This is a genomic window from Sorangiineae bacterium MSr11367, assembly GCA_037157805.1.
Taxonomy (GTDB): Bacteria; Myxococcota_A; Polyangia; order Polyangiales; family Polyangiaceae; genus Pendulispora; species Pendulispora rubella.
The window spans coordinates 10,082,412-10,102,997 of record CP089983.1; the positions used below are offsets into that span (position 1 = coordinate 10,082,412).

A 20,586-nucleotide genomic window follows, 5' to 3' on the forward strand; every position below is an offset into this window, starting at 1 on the left:
GATATAGAAGGGGCCCGCATGCTCGATATCGCCTTCATTCGCCAGAATGCCGACCTCGTTCGCGCCGCCATTCGCAACAAGCGCTTCGACCTTGATTTGGACGAGCTGCTGTCCGCGGACAAGCGCCGCCGCGAGGTCATCACTTTGCTCGACGAAAAGCGCGCCCGGAAGAACCAGGTGGCCGCCTTGATCCCGAAGGCCTCCAAGGAGGAGCGCCCGAAGCTCATCGAGGAGGGCAAGGAGGTCAAGGGCGCCATCGAGAAGCTCGAGCCTGAACTGGCCGAGATCACGCGCGTCTACGACGACCTCATGCTGCGCATCCCCAGCGTGCCGCGGCCCGAGGTGCCTGTGGGTGCCGGCGAGGAAGACAACGTCGAGATCCGCAAGGTCGGCACGCCGCGCACGTTCGACTTCGAGCCGAAGGACCATCTCGATCTGATGCAGAGCCTCGGGATGGTGAACTTCGACGGGCCGCGCAAATTCGCGGGCGGTCGCTCGTTCGCGTTGACCGGAATGGGCGCGCTGCTCGAAATGGCGCTGACGCGGCTCACCGCGGACATTTTGGTCGAGCGCGGACTCACCATGGTCCTTCCGCCGGTGATGGTGAAAGAGCGCGCGATGCAGGGCACGGGCTTCTTCCCGCTCGGACGCGAGGAAGCGTACGCCATCACGGCCGACGAGCTTTACCTGGTGGGAACCAGCGAGGTGGCGTTGGTGTCGCTGCACGCGGACGACACGTTGGAGGAGGCGCAGCTGCCCATTCGCTACGCGGGCCTTTCGTCGTGCTTCCGCCGCGAGGCGGGCGCCTACGGGAAGGACACGCGCGGCCTTTACCGCGTGCACCAATTCACCAAGGTGGAGCAGGTCGTTTTCTGTCTGCCGGACGAGGCGGTGGCGGAGAAAGAGCACTACCAGCTGCTCGACAACGCCGAGGCGGTGCTCCACGCGCTGGAGATCCCGTACCGGGTGGCGCTGGCCTGCACGGGCGAAATCGGCCTGGGGCAGACGCGCAAACACGAGGTGGAGTCCTGGATGCCGAGCCGCAAGGCCTACTCGGAGACCCACTCCTGCTCGACGTTGGGGGACTTCCAATCGCGCCGTTCGAACATCCGCCTGCGCCTGGCGAACGGCACCTTGGTGTACCCCTACACCCTGAACAACACGGCCATTGCGAGCCCGCGCATCCTGATTCCGCTGCTCGAGAACCACCAGAACGCCGACGGCTCGATCACCCTGCCCAAGGCGCTGGTCCCCTACATGAACGGCCGCACCAAACTGGAGCGAGGCGGGAAATAAGGGGAGGAGGTTTTCCCAAAATCTGCTATCGACGCGGGCCCTTCCGGTACGCTAGTGTCGGTTCCCGCGAAGACAGCGATGGCGTGGTAGCCAAGTGGTTAGGCAATGGTTTGCAAAACCATCATACGTGGGTTCGAATCCCATCCACGCCTCTTCTGGTTTTGGGGGGCTCCGCCGCCCCAAGCCCCCGAGAAGGGGTTTCGTCCAAGGGGCTCTGCAGGCCCAAGAAACCCGAGAGGGGTTTCGTCCAAGGGGCCGTGCCGTCCCAAGAACCCGAGAGGGGTTTTGTCCGAGGGGCCCTGCACGCCCGAAACCCCGAGAGGGTTTTCCTGGCGGCTAGAATTTCGTAGGCCCCGAGGTAAAGCATAGGCATGCGTCCCCAAGACACGCATCCTGCCGCTTACCAGGCACAGCTCGAGGTCTACCGGCGGATGAGCCCGGAGCGAAAATCCGGCATCGTGCGCGACCTCAGTGAGAGCGTGCGATGTCTCGCGCGCGAGGGCATTCGCCAACGCCACCCCGAGTATTCGAACGAGGAAGTTCGTCGGGCCCTCATCGCGCTCATCTACGGGTCGGCCCTTGCCCAGCGACTCTGGCCCGGCGATCCCGTCCCCTCGCCGTGAGTGAACCGGCTTCATTCTTATCCAGACTGAAGAGCGCCCTCGAAACGGCGGGCGTTCCATACATGGTCGCTGGCTCGTTCGTAAGCTCAATCTACGGCATCCCGCGCGCCACGCAGGACGTCGACATCGTCATTGCACCAACATTCGATAGCCTGAACGCGCTCTTGGCCTTGTTGGCGCGGGACGAATGCTACGTCGACGCCGACGTTGCTCGCGACGAGTTTCGCCGGCACAGTCAGTTCAACGTTATCGACGAGGCCAGTGGCTGGAAGGTCGATTTTATCTTCCGCAAATCGCGGCCTTTTAGCCGAACGGAACTCGCGCGCCGCGTTCCCATGAACATCCTGGGCGTCAGCATGTTCGCCGCCTCCGCCGAAGACACGATTCTTTCCAAGCTCGAGTGGGCCAAGCTGGGCGAGTCGGAGCGGCAGCTTCGGGATGTGCGCGGCATCCTCGATACGCAAGGGAATGCCTTGGACTTCGCGTACATCGAGCAATGGCTCGACGAGCTCGAGGTCCGGGAGCTCTGGGACCGCGTGCGGAGCTAATTCGGCGGGGAATCGCCGGCCGCGTGGCCGCCGGGCGGAGGGATTTCGAAGTGTTGGTAGTCCTGGCGCGTCTTCCAGCGGGCGCCCCAGGTGAAGCCTTCGGCGTCGAACGCGCGGGTGACGGCGTCGCCCTCGAGGATCATGCCGGGACGCACGTTGGTGCGGTCGACGAAGGGGACGCCGGCGGCGGGAAGCACGATTTCGCCTTTGATGTAGGGGTTCTCGACGGTGTTGATGTCGATAGCCCGCCCGTAAGAATGATTGGACCACGCGGTGCCGCCGGTGACGGGGCGGCAGTTGAAGCCCGACGTGTTGTCCGCCTCCATCGCCGCCTCGTCGCTGCCCCCGTATTTGTCGATGGGCTCCATGCGGCGTATGGGGAAGCGTGCGCTATACATGCTTTTGAACACGCGCACCACGGCGGCACTCACCTCGTGGTGAACGATCAGACGCCCCGCGTGCGGCTTGGCGTCGAAGCCCCAGTACGTCATATCGATGGCGCGTAAGTCCTCCATGGGCACGGGGCAGCCCGGTCGCCACGACACGCCGTCCATCGACTTGGCCGTCTCCGCGTCGATCGGCTGCACGAACACGAGGAATGGCGGCTGGATGTCGATCACATCGGCACGCGTGCGGTTCAAGGCGACCATCGCGAAAGCAGACGCCGCCAGGAGAAGAATGGCACCGAGACCGAAGCGCACGACGAGCACGCTAGCACTTTGGCGCTCGCTTTGCGTGTACCCGCAGCATGATCCAATGGCCCCCCGAACATCGGTTGAACGACGGAGCGCGTCACGCGCTCGCGCACTTCCGCCAGACGGCAGCGGCACGGGAGCTCGCGGAAGACGACCATTTCTGGAAGCTCGAAGGCTCCTCCTGGACCGACGAATTTCCCTACAGCCTGCTATGGCAAGACGAACGATTCCATGAACTTCGCGTGACATGCGAGGCGGACGGCCTCTGGTGGTTCGATCGCGGACAGGTCGCGTTGTAAGGCAAAACGCCGATGAAGTGGTGGGCGTGCCAATACATTGGCGCGCGCGCCAATACATTGCAGTCGAAACGCGTCCAATCCAACCTGCCGCGTTAACCGCGGTATGATAATGAGAACCCCGACATGCCCATCAGCGTCTTCGATCTGTTCAAGATCGGAATAGGCCCCTCGAGCTCTCACACCGTCGGGCCCATGCGCGCATCGCTGATGTTCGTCACCGGACTCTCGGACGACGGATTGCTCGCCGGCACCGCCTCGGTGCGCGCGGAGTTGTACGGGTCGCTCGGCGCCACCGGAAAGGGGCACGGCAGCGACAAAGCCGTGATGCTCGGATTGGAGGGCAACCACCCAGCTCGGATCGATCCCTTCGTCGCGCAGGATCGCGAGGCGGAAATCCGCTCCACGTTGAAGCTGCGCCTTCTGGGGACGCACGAGATCTCCTTCGACCACCGCGAGCACGTGGTGATGCACCGGCGCGAGTCGCTACCATTTCACCCCAATGGGATGATTTTGCACGCGTACGACGCCGACGGCGCCGTGCTGCGCAGCCGAACCTATTACTCCGTTGGGGGCGGCTTCGTCGTCGACGAGAACGCCACCGGTGCAGAGCGCGTCAAAGAATCGGACACGGTGATCCCGTATCCCTTCCGCACCGGCGCGCAGCTCCTCGCGCACGCCGACGAAACGGGCCTCTCCATCAGCCGCATCATGCTCGAGAACGAGAAGGCCCTGGGCAAGGAGACGGGCTACTCCACCGTGGCCGACATCCGCCGCGGCCTGCTCGAGATTTGGTCGGTCATGCGCGAGTGCGTGCGCAATGGCTTTGCCCGCGAGGGCGTGCTGCCCGGCGGCCTCAAAGTCAAACGCCGCTCGGCGGAGTTGTACCGCAAGCTCACCACGCGTCCGGATCCGTCGGATCCCTTCGTCGTCATGGATTGGGTGAACCTGTACGCGCTCGCCGTGAACGAGGAAAACGCCGCAGGCGGGCGCGTGGTGACGGCACCGACCAACGGCGCCGCCGGCGTCATCCCCGCGGTGATGCACTATTACGCGAACCACGTCCCCGGCACCGACGAAGAGGGCATCGTTCGCTATCTGCTCACCGCGGGTGCCATTGGGGTCATCTACAAAGAGTGCGCGTCCATCTCGGGCGCGGAGGTGGGCTGCCAGGGCGAGGTGGGATCGGCCTGCTCGATGGCCGCCGCCGGCTTGACCGAAGTCCTCGGCGGCTCACCGCGCCAAGTGGAAAACGCCGCGGAAATCGGCATGGAGCACAACCTCGGGCTCACGTGCGATCCAGTGGGCGGCCTCGTTCAAGTGCCCTGCATCGAGCGCAATGCCATCGCCGCGGTGAAGGCCATCAACGCCGCGCGCATGGCCCTGCGCGGAGACGGCAGCCACTTCGTCTCGCTGGACAAAGTCATCAAGACGATGCGCGAGACCGGCGAAGACATGAAGGACAAATACAAAGAGACCTCGCGCGGCGGACTCGCGCTGAACGTCATCGAGTGCTGAGCGTCCTCAAGGGCTGACGTCGAGCACCACGCGCCCGCGGGCGCCGCGTTCGACGGCCTCGTGCGCGCGGGCGATCTCCTCCAGCGGAAAGCGCGCGGCAATTGGATAAACGAGATCCGCGGCCGCCTCGCTCACCGCCCGCGCGGCCTCCAGCTTGGCGGCGCGCGGAAAGTCGTCGCTGCCGAGAAGACGGATCGTCACGTTCTTGAAGAGCAGCGGCCAGAAGGGAATCTTCGGCTCGGCCTCCGCCGTGGCATAAGCCGCAATCACACCGCCCAATGCGATGACGTCGTGGTTCGACGAAAGGTTCGCATCGAACGCCACCTCGATGATGCGATCCACACCGCGGCCGTCGGTGAGATCGAGCACCCGCTGCGTGAAGTCCGCGGCGCTTTGCACGAGCACGTCGTGTGCGCCGGTCTCACGCTTCGCCGTCTCGACTTCGTCCTCCGAGCGCACCGTCGCCACCACGTGCGCGCCGCCACACACGGCGAGAACGGCCGCCGCGCGCCCCACCGCCCCCAGCGCACCGCGCACGAGAACCGACGCGCCGTCGACGGGACCATCGGCGAACACCGCCCGATGTGCGGTGATGCCAGGAATGCCAAAGCATGCGCCCTGCACATAATCGATCCCGTCCGGAAGCGAGACGGCCTGTTCCGATGGGACGCTGGTGAACTCTGCCGCCGTACCCCACGGACGGTAGGATTGCGCGCCGAAGCACCACACGCGTTCACCCACCCTCGAAGCATCGACGCCCTCCCCCACCGCATCGATCACACCTGCACCATCGCTGTGCGGAATGATTCGCGGATGCGCAATTGGCATCCCAAGCCATGGCGCTCGCTTCTTGACGTCGCCAGGGTTGATCCCCGATGCGTGGACGCGTACACGTACCTCTCCGAGGCCCGGATGGGGAGCGGGCATCTCGGAGACGACGAAGACCTCCGCCGCAGCACCACGTCGTTCGTACCAGGCGGCTCGCATGCCTCACTTTACCCTTGACGGTACTCCGGGCATCCATCATCTTGCCTTCATTGTGATAATGGTTTTCATTATCACTGCTGCCATCCCGTCGTGACTAGAAGGACGAGTTTGATGATCGCTTTGACGCTGGCGTCCACGACCACCACAGGTCGCGCCCGCGGGGCGGATCCCGTGCCGCGCGATGCGCAGGACACGGTGGTCGTCACGGGCACGCGCACGCCCGAGCGATCCCAGCGTGCAACTGTGAAAACGGACGTGGTCACGCGCGATGAAATGGATCGCCGCGGGGCGACCAACGTGGGCGAGGCACTCGCCTCGCAACCCGGCGTGCGCGTCGATCCGGGTGCCTACGGCTTCCTCGGCAACGTCAGCGCCATTCAGATTCAAGGCTTCGATCGCGACCGCGTCCTCGTCTTGGAGGACGGAGAGCGCGTCGTCGGTGACATCGGCGGCGCCATCGATCTGGCCACGCTTCCCACGGCGGACCTCGCGCGCATCGAGATCGTGACCGGCCCCACGAGCTCCCTCTACGGATCGAGCGCGCTCGGCGGCGTGGTGAACCTGGTGACGTCGCCACCCCGCTTCGAAGGCGCCAGCGGGCGTGCGCGCATCGAAGGGCGGAGCTACCGCACCTTGTTCGCGCAAGCCAACGGCGCCTACCGGCAAGGAAAGACGTGGGTCACACTCGATGCGAACGTCTTTCGCCAGGACGGCATCGCACGGATCGCCGAGTTGCCCGATCTGCAGGTGCCCGACATCTCGCGGCAGATGCTCGGCCTTCGCGCGGGCACGAGCCTCACCAAGCGAATCGACCTGCGGGTGCGCGCGCGATGGCTCCACGACAAGAGCGATGGCCTGCGCTCCGAGGAAACGCCGGGGCTCGGGCGCTACCTCATCGATCTCCCCGCGGATACGCATCGCTACACGCTGCACGTGATCGAGACCATCGATCTCGGGCGCGGGTCGAACCTGCGACTCACCCTCGGCCGCCAATGGACCGACAACGAGACGTCCAACGACCGACGCAACTCGCCGGTCGATCAACTCCGTGACCGCCACCAGCGGATGCAAAGCTTCGAGGCGGTGGCAACCTTCGCCGATGGGCCGCGCACCTGGGTGCTCGGCACGCGCGCCGAGGCGGAGACGTTCTCGCAGTACCTGACCAAATCGGAGAGCGTGAGCACGGGCGTCACCACCACGCGCCAGCAAGAGGTGGTGCCGCAAAGCTTCGGCAACGCGGCAGCCTATGGGCAGCTCGAATGGCGGTTCGGCAAGAAGGTCACGTTGCTCTCGGGCGTGCGCGGCGAAGGGCATACGAAGTACGGGGGCGCGGTTTCCCCGCGTTTGGCCTTGGCCTATCGCCCGACGCCCGAGGTGACACTGCGCCTCTCCGGCGGACGCGGATTTCGCGCGCCGAGCGCCAAGGAGCTCGGGTTCGTGTTCGACCACGCCATTTACGGATACCGCGTTCTGGGCAATGCGGATCTCAGGCCCGAGACATCGTGGGGCTTGAACGGCGACGCCACCTGGCAGCCCGACAAAGCGGTCACCCTGCGGGCCTCGGCCTTCGCGAACTGGGTCGAGGACATGATCGATCTCGATCTCGCGAACGGAGTTCCGAACGGTTCCGTCGTCGATTACCGGTACACCAACTTCGGCAAGGCGCGCACCTTGGGTGGCGATCTCTCGGCGGGCGTACGGCTATGGGACGATCGGCTGCGCGCGGACGTGAGCTACTCGTACCTCTGGACGCGGGACGATCTGAACGATCGCCCGCTCGGGGGAAGGCCGCCGCACACCGTCACGTCGTCGGTGCGCGCGCTCTTGCCGTCGAAGTTCGAGGCGAATGCACGGTGGCGCGTGACCACCGACGCCTTCATCAACGAGACCACGCGCTCGCCCGCGTACTCGATGGTCGACCTTCGCCTCGGGCGCGAACTTTGGCCCAAGTCGCAAGCTTATGTCGGGGTGCTGAACCTGCTCGATGCGCGTCAGGACGTGGGGCGCGTCGGTGATACGCGGCCGCCGCTCGGGCGCGTCGTTTACCTCGGTCTTCGTGCCGATTTTCCTTGGGAGGACGAATGAAACCGCGATTCCTTTGGCTCGCTCCATGGCTCGCCCTCGCGTGCGCATCGTGCAGCGACAGCGCGGGGACGAAAGACCCCAACACCGCCGATGGCGGCGGCAGCGGCAATCCCAACCCCTCGCCCGACGCGGGGCACGACTGGAGCGTGTTCTCCTCGGGCACCGAGGTGCGCGTGACCGTTCCCGAGAGCGGCCGCGCCTACGTTCGATTCGATCCGCCGGGCGCCGTCCAAGTGTCGGGCGATCCCAAAGCGTCGACCGATTGGGACCTCGCGCTCGAGCAATACGACGTCTACACCAACGGCGGCGCCTCGGGCACGGGCCGCGGCTCGGCGTTTGGCCCCATCGATGCGCCTTCGTACAGCGCCGCCACGCCACCGCAAGTGCCGCTCATGTTCACCGACAAGACGGGCGGCGCCTTCGTGAAGTGGTACGCCTACGATGGCGACACGCATGTACTCTACAGCCGTTACCACGTGGCCGGGATCCAAGATGGTACGCGCCGCTGGAAGGTGCAAGTGCTCGGCTACTACGGTGAGCGAGACGGCGCACCGGTCAGTGCATTGTACAAGGTTCGCTACGCGGAGCTTTTCGCCGATCGCGTCGGCGACACCGTGGAGGTGACCAACCTCGACGGCACCGCCGGCGGGCTTACGGCCGACCCGAACAAGACGAGCGAGTTCCTCGATCTGAGCAACGGCGCGCGCACGATGCTGACCCCCGCGGCCGCGAACGCGTCGAACGCATGGCAACTCGGTTTTCGGCGCGATACCATCGGCGCGAACGGCGGCGTGGGTGGACCGCGCGGGGTGACCAGCATCGACTTCGACGACGCCGCCACCGCAGGCGAGGCGCTCGCGCAAGTCAAGACGCGCACCGCGGACGGTGAGAAGGCGCGCTTCGACGCGATCAACTGGGCGTCGTTCGAGGGCAAAACGTTGCGGGGCGACCGCGTGATCAGCGGATTCGGCGACGCCTGGGCCGATCGCAACGCGCGAACACCAGCCTATGCCGCGTGGGTCGTCACCAGCGCGGGCGGGGAAAAGAAGTACTTCATCGGGTTCACCTCGTTCGAGAATGCCACTGCGACGTCTCCCGGAACGGTCGCCCTACGCATCAAACCTTTCAAAGAATAAAAAGGACACGGAGCTATGAAACATAGCCTTTTCGCAGGGATTCTTTTGTCTTCGATGGCCCTCACGCTCGCCGCTGGAGCCGTGGGGTGCAGCGACGACGAATCGACGGCCGTCAATCCGGGAGGGGACGCCGCCAAAGACACGGCCCCCTCGAGCGACGTGCGCGGCGATCAATCCGCCGACACGGGCACCACCGACACGGGCACCATCGATACGGGAACGGATGCCGCGCCCGTCGAGCGATGCACCGCGGCCAAGGAACAACTACTCAAGCCCATCGACTCGGTGTCCACGGGCGATGTCACCGTGTACGCGACCTCGGGAAGCACGCAGAGCATCTACGTGAACGCCAGCGCGGGAGGCCTCCCCTCGCAGGATCAGAACCCGCGCATCTACATCAAGCTTCCCTCGAGCAAGGCCGCCGTCACGGACAAATCCGCGTGGTCGTCCACCGGATGGGACTTGGCGCTGAAGCGCGAAGTCATCTTCACCAACAGCGGTGACAGCGGCCAAGGTCAGGGCAGCGCCGTGTTTCTCGCGGGCAAGGCCTACGAGGAGGTGACGCAAGCCGACGCGCAGGGCAAGACCTTCGCCTCGGAGAACTTCTTCAACGACGACTGCACGCCGAAGCTCGACGCCAACAGCAAGGTCCGTACGACCTTCAGCGATTGGTACGATTACAATCCGGCGACGCACACCTTGGCCCCCAAGGCGGGGACGTGGCTCGTGAAGTCCGCGGCGGGGACGCTCTTCAAGCTGCAGATCCTCTCGTACTACTCGTCGCCGGACGGCGGCGTGGGTAGCGCTGGCGGGCACTTCACCCTCAAGGTCGAGGCTCTCTGAGCATGCGTGCCTTCGGCGTCGCCCTCGGCGTGTTCCTCGCCATGGTTGGGGGTGGGGCCGCCGCCGAAGCGCACGCGCAGACCTGCACGCGTCCCACCGATCCCGCAGGTCATGCGGGGTATGCCTATGGCGCGGCGGCGGTCGCGCACTTCGATGAAGCGCGGGCCCGCGTTTGGTACACGACGGAGGGCGAGCACCGCGTCCATGCGGCGAGCACGCGCCCCGACGGGGTGCCGGACGAAGTGGCCCGCGCGGCCGCGGTGACGCAAGATGCCCTGGAGCGTTACGCCGGCATGGGATTCCGCGCACCGCCGTCCGACGAGGACACCACGTGTGGCTCCAACGGTGGCGACGGCCGGCTCGACGTGTACCTGGTGCACTTCACCGCAGCCGATGGAACGGCGGTGCCCGAACGATGCGTCGGGCGGCAATGTGCAAGCTTCATCCTCGCGGAGAGCAAGCTCGGGGAACGCTACCCCACGGCCGACATCGGCATCCGCACCGTGCTCCCGCACGAAGTGTTTCACACCGTGCAGAATGGCTACGACGCGGAGATGGATCGCTTCTGGGCCGAGGGCACGGCGCAGTGGGCCGCGAAGACGCTGGATCCCACGCTCACCGATCTGGAGTCGTTTCTCCCGGCGTTCTTCCGCGAGCCCTCGCGCTCACTCGACCTTCCACCGGGTGGCGCATCCGGCGCATACCTGTACGGCAGCGCGATCTGGCCGGTGTACCTGACGGAGACGCGCGGCAACGACATCGTGCGCACCATTTTGGAGGCCGAAGGCGCCGATGGCAGCCCGGCCTTGAAGGCGACGGACGCGGTGGTGCGCCCGTCGAGCCTCGCGACCGCGTTTACGCGCTTTGCCGTGTGGAACACGGCGACGGGAACACGTGCCATGAACGCTGGATACCGTGATGCCAAGAAGTACCCCATGCTGAGCGTGCCGGATTTTCCTGCGGAGGGCAGCGTCCGCCGCGCCACCTCCGGCCTCGCGTCGTTCTATTATCGGCTCGAGGTCGACGCGGCGAAGCTGCTCGCCTTCGAGGGCGATCCCGCGCGCACCTCCGCAACCCTGGTTCCACTCGAGAACGGGGCCGCGCGCATCGATCGCGCGACGGCACTGTCCCCTGCGAGTCCGACGCGCGTCGAGGCCGAGTCCATCGTTGTCGTCAGCGGCGTGACCACCAGCAAAACCGACGCGAACTTCACGCTCACCTTGAGCACGCCTCCGCCGCAGACCCCACCTCCACCGGTCGACCATCCACCGCCACCTTCCTCCCCGAACCCGGATTCGGGCTCCGGCGCGAGCTCGGACTCGGGCGGCTGCTCCGTCTCGCCCAGCTCACCGCGCGGGGGCGGAAGCGCCTTCGCCATTCTTCTCACCCTCGCGCTCTTCGCCGCGGCGTGCGGACGCACCTCCTCGACGAAACAGACGGCGGCGGCGCGCATCGTTTCCGTCGGCGGGCCGGTCACCGAGACCGTCTTTCTCCTGGGCGCGGGCGAGCAAGTCGTCGGGGTCGACACCTCCAGCGTGCACCCCGACAAGGCCAACCAGCTCCCGCATGTCGGCTACCAACGCACCCTCGGCGCCGAGGGCGTCTTGAGCCTCACCCCGACCCTGGTCGTCGCCGCCGAAGAAGCCGGCCCGCCCGCCGCACTCGAGCAGATCCGCGGCGCAGGCGTGCGCCTCGAGGTCATCTCCTCGGAGCCATCCATCGCAGCTGCCCGCGCACGGATCGAAAAGGTGGGGCAGCTCCTGGACCGCGATCCGAAGCAGGCCCTCGGCGATTTCGACGCCGACGTCGGGCGGGCCAATGCACTCGTTGCCAAGGCAACATCGCACCCCAAGGTGCTGGCCATCTATGCACGCGGCCAGAACCTGCTGCACGTGTTCGGCACGCACTCCGCTGCCGACTCGATGGTGCGCCTCGCCGGCGGCGTCAACGCGGTGAGCGGCTTCGATGGCTCGAAGCCCATGGCCCCCGAGGCCATGGCCGAGGCGGCGCCGGACATCCTCCTCGTTCCGGCGCGTGGCCTGGAAAGCTTGGGCGGCCTCGAAGGCCTCGCCAAAGTATCGGGCATCGCGCAAACCCCCGCCGCCAAAGCGAACCGCGTCGTCGCCATGGACGATCTCCTCCTGCTCGGATTCGGCCCGCGCACCGGCCAGGCCATCCGCGAGCTCGCACGGAAGATTCACCCCGAGCTGGCCGCGGAACCCGACTGATGCTCGTCCCCGCCGCGCTCCCGCTCCCGCGACCTCGAACGCGAACGCGACGGCGGCTGATCCTTCCCGCACTGTTCGTACTTCTCGCGGCCTCGGCCATCCTCGCCGCGGCCTTTGGCGGAGTGCGCATGCCGCCGCTCGAATTCGTGGCACTCCTCGCCGGCAAGGCGGGCATCGCATTGCCCGTGGAAACGACGCAGGAGCACGCGGCGATTCTCTTCGCCATTCGCTTGCCGCGGATCGTTCTGGGCGTTCTCGTGGGCTCCGGGCTCGGCATCGCCGGTGCCGCCATGCAAGGCGTCTTTCGCAATCCGCTGGCCGATCCCGGGCTCCTCGGCCTATCCAGCGGCGGTGCGCTCGGGGCGGTGGCGGCCATCGTGCTCGGCGCGCACGGGGCGCAGGCCCTCGGGCCTTGGATCGCCGCGCCGCACATGCTGCCGGTGGCCGCCTTCCTCGGTGCGCTCGGCGCAGCTTGGATCGTGGAGCGCCTCGCCCAAGTCGAAGGGCGCATTGCCGTATCCATGTTTCTTCTCGCCGGCATCGCCGTCGCCGCACTATGTGCCGCGCTCACCGGCCTGCTGACCTTCACCGCGACCGATGCACAGCTCCGCACGATCCTCTTTTGGACCCTGGGAAGCCTGGGCGGCGCCACGTGGAAAACCGTGGTGGCCGCGGCGCTCTTTCTCAGCGCCCCCGTCGTGCTGCTGCCGCGCTTTGCGCGCGCCCTCAACGCGCTCCTGCTCGGAGAGTCGGAAGCGCGAAACCTCGGCGTCGCCGCCGACCATGTGAAAAGGGTCATCACCGTGCTCATCGCGCTGGCCGTGGGCACCTCCGTCGCCGTCTCCGGCGTGGTCGGATTCATCGGCCTCATCGTCCCACACGTCGTGCGCCTCACCGTAGGCCCGGATCATCGCCTCCTCCTTCCAGGCTCCGCATTGCTGGGCGCCACCTTGGTCCTTTGGGCCGACGCCCTCGCGCGCACCGTCGTGTTGCCCGCAGAGCTTCCCTTGGGCATCGTCACGGCGTCCGTGGGTGCGCCGTGTTTCATCGCGCTCCTCGTGCGCGAGCGCGGGAGGCTCGGATGATCGAAGCTCGTCAGGTCAGCTTCCGCACCGGCGCCGTGACCCTCGTGAAGGAAGTGTCGCTCGCGGCCAAGCCCGGCGAGGTCGTGGCCATCGTCGGCCCCAACGGCGCCGGCAAGTCGACCTTCCTCAAGATGCTCTCCGGCGAGCTCTCCCCCTCGTCGGGCGAGGTCCGCATGGGCGATCGGCCCCTCGCCGAATGGGCCGTGCTCGAGCGCGCCCGCGTGCGTGCCGTGCTCTCGCAGCACGAGGACCTTCGCTTCGCCTTTACCGGGTTCGACGTGGTCCTGCTCGGGCGCTCGCCCCATGTCGTGGGCACCGAGTCGGTGCGCGACACCGCCATCACGCGGCTCGCCATGTCCGCCACGGACACGCTCGCCTTCGAGGAACGAACCTACGTCACCCTCTCCGGCGGCGAACGCCAGCGCATCCAACTCGCACGCGCCCTGGCCCAAATCTGGGAGGCGCACGAGGGGCAACACCGCGTGCTTCTTTTGGACGAGCCCACGAACAGCCTCGATTTGCATCACCAGCACGCCGTACTTCATTGGGCGCGCAAAATGGCCGCCGACGGCGTGGCCGTCGTCACCGTACTCCACGATTTGAACCTCGCCGCACAATGCGCGGATCGCGTGGCCGTCCTGCGCGGCGGCCGATGCGTGGCCGAGGGCGCGCCCAAAGACGTGCTCACGGCGGCATTGGTTCGCGAAGTCTTCTCGGTCGAGGCGATGGTGCTCCCGCACCCCGAGCTCGACTGCCCCCTCATCGTCACCAACTTCAACGAAAGTCGGGTCGAGTCATGAATCAAAATGAGTTGTACGAACGGTGGCTTGCTCTTCGGGCCTCCGAAAAACGCCTGTTCGCGCTCGATGCCGCGAACAAACTGAATGTCACCGAATGCGAACTCGTCGCCTCGGCGTGCACGGCCCCGCCAGCCTCACCGGGTCCGGTTGCCGTGCGCCTCGACGTGCCCGATTGGGTGGCCTTCGTATCGGCCCTCCCGAAGTTGGGACTCGTCAAAGCGATTACGCGCAACCCCACCGCGGTCATCGAAGTGGAGGGCAACTACGATCGCATCGAGTTCTTCGGCGCCCACGGCCAGAGCCTCGGCACCATCGATCTGCGCATCTTCCTCCGTGTTTGGCGCTACGCCTTTTTCGTCCGTGAGGAGACATCGCGCGGCACCTCGGAGAGCCTTCAGATTTTCGACGAAACCGGCCGAGCCATCCACAAGATCTACGTTCGCGCCGAAACGCAACGCGATGCCTTTCTCGAGCTGATCGAGACCTACCGCGCGAAGTCCAGCGCGGCCTTGGAGCTCACGCCGCCTGCGCAAGTTCGACCGGTCCGTCCTGATGCCGAGGTCGATGTCGACGGGCTTCGGCAAGCATGGCTCGCCATGACCGATACGCACGAGTTCTTCGGGCTTTTGCAGCGATTCAGCGTTGCCCGAACGCAAGCGCTCCGGCTCGCGGGCCCGGACTTGGCCTATCCGGTGGAGCAAGACAGCCTCGAGCGCATCCTGCAGAGCGCGGCGGCGGCGGGCCTCTCCATCATGGTGTTCGTCGGCAACGCGGGAATCATTCAGATTTACTCCGGCACCGTCACCAAGGTCGTGCCGACCGGACCGTGGATCAACGTGCTCGACCCGACGTTCAACTTGCACGTCCAGCGTGATTTTATCGATTCAGCCTGGGTGGTGCGAAAGCCCACCAAAGACGGGAACGTCACATCGCTCGAGCTCTACACCCGCGAGGGTGAGCAGATTGCACTGCTCGTTGGGCTGCGAAAGCCAGGTCAAACGGAGAACCCCGCTTGGCGCAGCGCAGTGGAAGCACTCCCGGCAGCGCTAAACCAAAATGTCACTTCTTCGACCTAATCCTATTTCATTTCCCTTGCGTACGTGGCGCGCGGTGGTTCTAATTAACGGAGAGCGAGGCGCAGCGAGCGCCCCACGTGCCGCGTCCTAGGTTTAAGGGGTTCGAGGAGAGCAGGCCGGAGGAAGAGAAGCAGACCAGTCTTTGCGGAGAGATAGTCGCCTGGTGCCCGCACCGTCACGAACCTTCGAAAAAGCCGTCTACCTCATGTAGCGGCTTCACTAAGGAGGCACCTGTCACCGGATTGAAAATCATAATCGATATTCAATGACCCCGTTGAACTTCGACGGGGATCCCTAAGCCAGTGGAAGCCCCAGGCAACGCCCATCTCTCCGCGCGACGCCGGCAATATTGCCGGCGTCGCTTTTTTTTGTCTCCAGCATCCCCCGAGAGCGCACGCTCCACCGACGCCGACGCACGCTCTCCTACCAGACTGAAGGCTCTTCGAAACAATCCGCTCGCGCCCACCATCCACTAGTCAGCACCGTCCCGATATCCAAACGACACCGCAGCACGGTCACATTCCGGCACCTTGTATAAGCGCAGCATCGTCTCGACATCGGCATCGTCCAAAAGCGAATCGTCACCTCCGGTCAGACGCGGCAATGTGAGTGTCCACTCACTTGCCATGTCTTGGTGTCCTGGTTCGTTTTGGACGGCGTCGTTGACAGGAGTCCAGGGTACGTGCGCCGGCTCCCTGCGGGGACCTCCGGTAGCACGAAACGTCTCCGAAAAATCCAACCGCGCCCCCGAATTCCGTCGTTGCTCTCTCGTTCGAAGCTCGCGTGTTAGCAGGAGTAGTGCGTCAAGTTGTACGCGTTCCGATTAAAAATCGAATTTGAACTATTCGCACTAATTCCTAGTACGCGCGGCAATTAGTCGGTTTACCGGAGGTACGTCAGATGCGGATGGGCATCAGGGTTTCGGTGCTTATAGCGGCTGTCGCCGTGACGGCGGCTGCGTGTGGAAGTTCCAATGAAAGTTTCTTCGATCCCAACGCCCAGGACGGTGGCCCTCCAATAGGGAACCCCAATTCCGATGCGGGCGGCGGGTTCGGTGAGAACGACGGTAAGGCGCCCCCGGTTAACTGCACACCCAAAACGGCATGCGAGCCGTGGCAGAAGTGCGGAGTAGAGGGGAGTGGGTGCAAAGGGGTTCCTGCCATTGGGTGCGGTAGCTGCGCGCCCGGCTCGACCTGTGGTGTAGGGGGTAAACCCTTCGAGTGCGGCTCGGATTCCAACCGATGCGTGCCGAAGCAGAAAGAAGATGTCTGCAAAGACGGAGCGTGCGGTCCGATTGCCGACGGCTGCGGAGGTCTGATCGACTGCGGCATGGCATGCGCCGCGGGCCAAACCTGCGGCGGTGGTGGAGTCCCCAGCAAATGCGGTGGTAACAGCGCTTGCCGCCCCAAAAGCTGTCAGGATCAAGGCATTACCTGCGGCCAAGCCGGCGACGGGTGCGGCGGCGTCATCGAAAGCTGCGGCACGTGCGGTGGTGGAACGGCCTGCGGTGGCGATCCTGCGAAACCCGGACAGTGCGGTGGCCAGATCGTCGACGGCGGTGTGAGCAGCTGCACCCCGAAGACGTGCACACAGCTCGGAGCAACCTGCGGCCCGCAAGGCGACGGCTGCGGAAACCTCATTAACTGCGGCACCTGCAACGCGCCACAAACCTGCGGCGGTGGCGGAGTGCCGAACGCGTGCGGCGGCAGCAGCGCCTGCGTGGCAAAGACGTGCGCACAAATCGGTGCGACGTGCGGACTCGCAGGCGATGGCTGCGGCGGTACGCTCAATTGCGGCACCTGCAACGCGCCGCAAACCTGTGGCGGCGGCGGAACCCCCAGCGTCTGCGGCGGCAACTCTACGCCGTGCGTAAAGCGCACATGCGCGCAGTCCGGTGCGAACTGCGGACCGGTTGCGGACGGGTGCGGCGGCACCATTCAATGCGGCACCTGCGTCGAGCCGGCCATTTGCGGCGGCAGCGGCGTACCCAGCGTGTGCGGCGGCGGCGAGCCTCCGGACGCGGGACAGGTGAATTGCCCAGGGACCACGCAGACGACCCTCCGGGGAGTCGTTTACGCGCCCAATGGAACCCTTCCTCTCTACAACGCCATCGTTTACGTGCCGACGGCTGCCGTCGACCCGTTCCCGACGAACGGCGTCTCCTGCAATCAGTGCTCCTCGGAGGTGTCGGGCAAACCGCTCGTTCGCACCACGACGGGCACCGACGGCTCCTTCACGCTGACCAACGTACCGGTTGGAAACAACATCCCGGTGGTCATCCAGCTCGGTCGATGGCGCCGACAGATTAAGGTGTCGAACGTCCCGGCGTGCCAGGTGACGAACGTGTCGCCTACCCTGACGCGGCTGCCGAAGAACAAGACCGAAGGCGACATTCCGCTGACGGCTCTCTCCACGGGCAACGTCGACGCGCTCGAGTGCCTGCTCCGCAAGATGGGCATCGACGACAGCGAATTCTCGGGCCCCAGCGGCACCGGTCGGATTCGCATGTACCAAGGCGACACGGGTCGCGACGGACACCAGCCGGCACGGCCCCCCTCGGGCAACGCCGTCTCGGAGGACCAGCTGGTCGACAGCCAGGCGACCATCAACAAGTACGACCAGGTCCTCTTCGCCTGCGAAGGGTTCCACAACGACGAGACCACGGCGCGCAAGCAGGCGGTGGTCAATTATGCCAACAGCGGCGGACGCGTCTTCGCGACCCACTACAACTACGCGTGGCTTTACAACCAGCAGCCATTCCAATCGGCAGCCCAGTGGCAGGTCGACTCGGACGGTTCGGACGGTATGGACAGCCTCACGGCCAACGTCGATACCAGCTTCCCGAAGGGTGCAGCGTTCCGGGAGTGGCTCGCGAACGTCGATGCCTTGTCCAGCAACAACCCGCCGCAAGTGACCATCAACGAGGCGCGTTGGGACCTCCGAGGGGTGAACTCCCCGTCCCAGCGCTGGCTCTACGGTGAGGACGATGCGCGCAAGGTGGAGCACTTCACCTTCAACATGCCGTGGAACAAGCCGGCCGATCAGCAGTGCGGCCGCGTCATCTTCAGCGACTTCCACGTCACGAACTCCGACACGAACGGCGCCAGGTTCCCGAACCACTGCCAGAGCAGCAACATCTCGGCACAGGAAAAGATCCTGATGTTCATGCTGTTCGACCTGGCCTCCTGCATCCAGCCGGACATCCCCCCGCCGCCTCCCACCTGCCGTCCGCGCACCTGCGTACAGGCCGGCGCGACCTGCGGTCCGGTCGGCGATGGTTGCGGCGGCATCATCCAGTGCGGCGACTGCACGCCTCCGCAGACCTGCGGCGGTGGCGGAACGCCGAGCCAGTGCGGTGGGTCGCAGTGCGTGAAGCGCACCTGCGCCCAGGCGGGAGCGACCTGCGGTCCGGTCGCCGACGGGTGCGGCGGCATCCTCAACTGCGGTGAGTGCATTCCTCCGCAGACCTGCGGTGGCGGCGGCGTCCCGAATCAGTGCGGCAACCCGAGCTGCGTTCCGCGCACCTGCCAGCAGGCCGGCGCGACCTGCGGTCCGATCGGCGACGGTTGCGGTGGCGTCCTCCAATGCGGCCCGTGCACCCAACCGGGTGAGACGTGCGGCGGCGGCGGTTCGCCGAATGTGTGCGGCAACAGCACGTGCGTTCCCAAGGCCTGCCCGGCCGGCGCGAACTGCGGGCCCATTGCCGACGGATGCGGCGGTGTCGTCCAATGCGGAACCTGCTCTCCGGGCAAGGTCTGCGGCGGCGGCAGCCCGGGCACGCCCAACGTGTGTGGCCAAGGTTCGTGCACCCCGCGATCCTGCTCACAAGTCGGGGCGACCTGCGGACCGATCGGCGACGGTTGCGGCGGCCAGCTCGATTGCGGCCCGTGCACCAAGCCGGGTGAGACATGCGGTGGCGGCGGGACGCCGAGCGTGTGCGGCGGTTGCAAGCCGCTCACGTGCGCCGAACGCGGGTACGAGTGCGGTCCTGCAGGCGATGGGTGCGGTGGACTCATCGAATGCGGCGAATGCACGGTCCCCGGCGATACGTGCGGTGGTGGCGGCGTCCAGTTCAAATGCGGACACCCCGTGATCAACTAGGGTTTAGGGTTTAGGGCCCTGGACAGCTCTCGACGGCCGTGCATCTTCGGATGCGCGGCCGTCGTGTTTTGTTATCGTGCGGCGCCGATGGCCGAACGTCCCCGCACGCGCGCTTGGTACCGCCCGATGGTCGCGCGCGAGGCGCACGAGGCGCACCGGGTGGCGACGTCGTTGGAGCTGCTCTTCGACCTATGCTTCGTCGTGGCCGTGAGCCGGGCGGGGTCGGCGCTGCACCATGCGCTCGCGGAGAACCACGTCGGGCACGGCGTGTTCAATTACCTCTGCGTCTTCTTCGCCATCTGGTGGGCATGGCTGCAATTTAGCTGGTTTGCCAGCGCCTACGACACCGACGACGTCTCCTACCGGCTTGCCGTACTCGTACAGATCGCGGGCGGGCTGGTGATCGCGGCGGGCGTCGGGCGCGCCTTCGAGGGCGACTTTGCCGTCGTGGTCGCGGGCTATGTGGTCATGCGCCTCGCTGGGGTCTCGCAATGGCTTCGCGCCGCGCGTGGCGATCCCGAGCGACGGCGCACGGCCCTGCGGTATGTCCTCGGCATCTCGCTCCTCCAGATCGCGTGGATCGCGCGGCTCGCCCTCCCGGAGCCATGGCTCGTTCCGTCGTTCCTCGCCCTGATGGTCGTCGAGCTCGCCGTTCCCGTTTGGGCCGAGCAAGCCGCGCACACCACGTGGAACGCGCACCACGTCGCCGAGCGCTACGGATGCTTCACGCTCATCGTGCTGGGTGAGACGGTGACGGGCGCCACCAGCGCGATCCAGGAAGGCCTCCACGAAGGACACCACACCGCGACCCTCGTCTCCGTGGCCGCGGCGGGATTGGTCATCGTCTTCTCCATGTGGTGGCTCTATTTCGACCGCCCCGGCCACCGGCGACTCACCTCGTTTCGCAGCGCCGTCGTCTGGGGCTATGGCCACTACTTCATCTTCGCGTCGGCCGCCGCGGTCGGTGCCGGCATGGAGGTCGCGGTCGATTACGACACCCACAAAGGCCATCTGGCCCACCTCCCCGCGGGATTGGCCATTCCCCTCCCCGTGGCCGTCTACTTGATATCCACCTGGCTGCTGCACATTGGCCCGTCCAACGAATGCCGGCCCATTGCCATTGGATTCCCAGTGGCCGCCGTCCTCGTGCTCGCGGCCGCCTTTTCGCCCGCCCCGGTCCATCTCACCGCCGCCATCGCCGCGGGATTGGTCGCCGTCGTCGTCATCGCCACCCGCGGGCATCCGATCCACGAGTAAATGTGCTAAGCC

16 protein-coding genes and 1 tRNA gene are annotated in these 20,586 nt (G+C 65.9%); 15 read left to right on the plus strand and 2 right to left on the minus strand.

The window, feature by feature from the left end; translation table 11 throughout:
• Positions 1–18 precede the first annotated feature (18 nt).
• The 4 genes from serS (at position 19) to LVJ94_38805 (ending at position 2,467) form a co-directional block, all read left to right on the plus strand.
• Positions 19–1,296, plus strand: a complete 1,278-nt coding sequence (serS, locus tag LVJ94_38790; GenBank protein ID WXB02843.1) for a serine--tRNA ligase — start codon at positions 19–21, stop codon at positions 1,294–1,296.
• 80 nt (positions 1,297–1,376) lie between these two features.
• A tRNA-Cys gene (locus tag LVJ94_38795) sits at positions 1,377–1,448 on the plus strand.
• Between the two features lie 219 nt (positions 1,449–1,667).
• Entirely contained in the window at positions 1,668–1,919 is a 252-nt protein-coding gene (locus LVJ94_38800; protein WXB02844.1) for a hypothetical protein, read from the plus strand.
• 62 nt (positions 1,920–1,981) lie between these two features.
• Positions 1,982–2,467: a hypothetical protein gene (locus LVJ94_38805; GenBank protein WXB02845.1), complete on the plus strand. Its 486-nt coding sequence runs from the start codon at positions 1,982–1,984 to the stop codon at positions 2,465–2,467.
• Here LVJ94_38805 and LVJ94_38810 read toward each other — a convergent pair.
• Complete coding sequence (locus LVJ94_38810) at positions 2,464–3,168, minus strand: M15 family metallopeptidase (GenBank protein ID WXB02846.1); 705 nt, start codon at positions 3,166–3,168, stop codon at positions 2,464–2,466. The two genes, LVJ94_38805 and LVJ94_38810, sit on opposite strands and share 4 nt — an antisense overlap.
• Before the next feature lie 47 nt (positions 3,169–3,215).
• Between LVJ94_38810 and LVJ94_38815 the strand changes: the two genes are divergently transcribed.
• Together LVJ94_38815 and LVJ94_38820 are read left to right on the plus strand one after the other, a co-directional pair.
• A complete protein-coding gene (locus tag LVJ94_38815; protein WXB02847.1) occupies positions 3,216–3,461 on the plus strand; it encodes a hypothetical protein in 246 nt (81 codons plus the stop codon).
• A gap of 123 nt (positions 3,462–3,584) precedes the next feature.
• Positions 3,585–4,976, plus strand: coding sequence for an L-serine ammonia-lyase (locus LVJ94_38820; protein WXB02848.1), 1,392 nt, complete (start codon positions 3,585–3,587; stop codon positions 4,974–4,976).
• 6 nt (positions 4,977–4,982) lie between these two features.
• On the opposite strand, the gene LVJ94_38825 is transcribed toward LVJ94_38820, so the two are convergent.
• Positions 4,983–5,963, minus strand: a complete 981-nt coding sequence (locus LVJ94_38825; GenBank protein ID WXB02849.1) for an NADPH:quinone reductase — start codon at positions 5,961–5,963, stop codon at positions 4,983–4,985.
• A 111-nt stretch (positions 5,964–6,074) separates the two neighbouring features.
• Here LVJ94_38825 and LVJ94_38830 point away from each other — a divergent pair, with 111 nt between their 5' ends.
• From LVJ94_38830 to LVJ94_38870, 9 genes are all read left to right on the plus strand, one after another.
• On the plus strand, positions 6,075–8,048 hold the full coding sequence (locus LVJ94_38830; GenBank protein WXB02850.1) for a TonB-dependent receptor: 1,974 nt from the start codon (positions 6,075–6,077) through the stop codon (positions 8,046–8,048).
• Positions 8,045–9,184, plus strand: coding sequence for an HmuY family protein (locus LVJ94_38835; GenBank protein ID WXB02851.1), 1,140 nt, complete (start codon positions 8,045–8,047; stop codon positions 9,182–9,184). The genes LVJ94_38830 and LVJ94_38835 overlap by 4 nt, the downstream gene beginning before the upstream one ends.
• 15 nt (positions 9,185–9,199) lie before the next feature.
• The gene (locus tag LVJ94_38840; protein WXB02852.1) at positions 9,200–10,027 is read left to right on the plus strand and encodes an HmuY family protein; all 828 of its coding nucleotides are present in this window, start codon (positions 9,200–9,202) and stop codon (positions 10,025–10,027) included.
• A 2-nt stretch (positions 10,028–10,029) separates the two neighbouring features.
• A complete protein-coding gene (locus tag LVJ94_38845) occupies positions 10,030–12,255 on the plus strand; it encodes an ABC transporter substrate-binding protein (protein WXB02853.1) in 2,226 nt (741 codons plus the stop codon).
• On the plus strand, positions 12,255–13,340 hold the full coding sequence (locus tag LVJ94_38850; protein WXB02854.1) for an iron ABC transporter permease: 1,086 nt from the start codon (positions 12,255–12,257) through the stop codon (positions 13,338–13,340). Before LVJ94_38845 ends, LVJ94_38850 begins: the two co-directional genes overlap by 1 nt.
• Positions 13,337–14,140, plus strand: a complete 804-nt coding sequence (locus tag LVJ94_38855) for a heme ABC transporter ATP-binding protein (protein ID WXB02855.1) — start codon at positions 13,337–13,339, stop codon at positions 14,138–14,140. The genes LVJ94_38850 and LVJ94_38855 overlap by 4 nt, the downstream gene beginning before the upstream one ends.
• Positions 14,137–15,216 (plus strand): hemin-degrading factor, encoded by a 1,080-nt coding sequence (locus tag LVJ94_38860; GenBank protein WXB02856.1) that lies wholly within the window; start codon positions 14,137–14,139, stop codon positions 15,214–15,216. The genes LVJ94_38855 and LVJ94_38860 overlap by 4 nt, the downstream gene beginning before the upstream one ends.
• Positions 15,217–16,461: 1,245 nt before the next feature.
• Positions 16,462–19,317, plus strand: coding sequence for a carboxypeptidase-like regulatory domain-containing protein (locus tag LVJ94_38865; GenBank protein WXB02857.1), 2,856 nt, complete (start codon positions 16,462–16,464; stop codon positions 19,315–19,317).
• An 87-nt stretch (positions 19,318–19,404) separates the two neighbouring features.
• The gene (locus tag LVJ94_38870) at positions 19,405–20,574 is read left to right on the plus strand and encodes a low temperature requirement protein A (protein WXB02858.1); all 1,170 of its coding nucleotides are present in this window, start codon (positions 19,405–19,407) and stop codon (positions 20,572–20,574) included.
• The last annotated feature ends 12 nt before the right edge of the window (positions 20,575–20,586 follow it).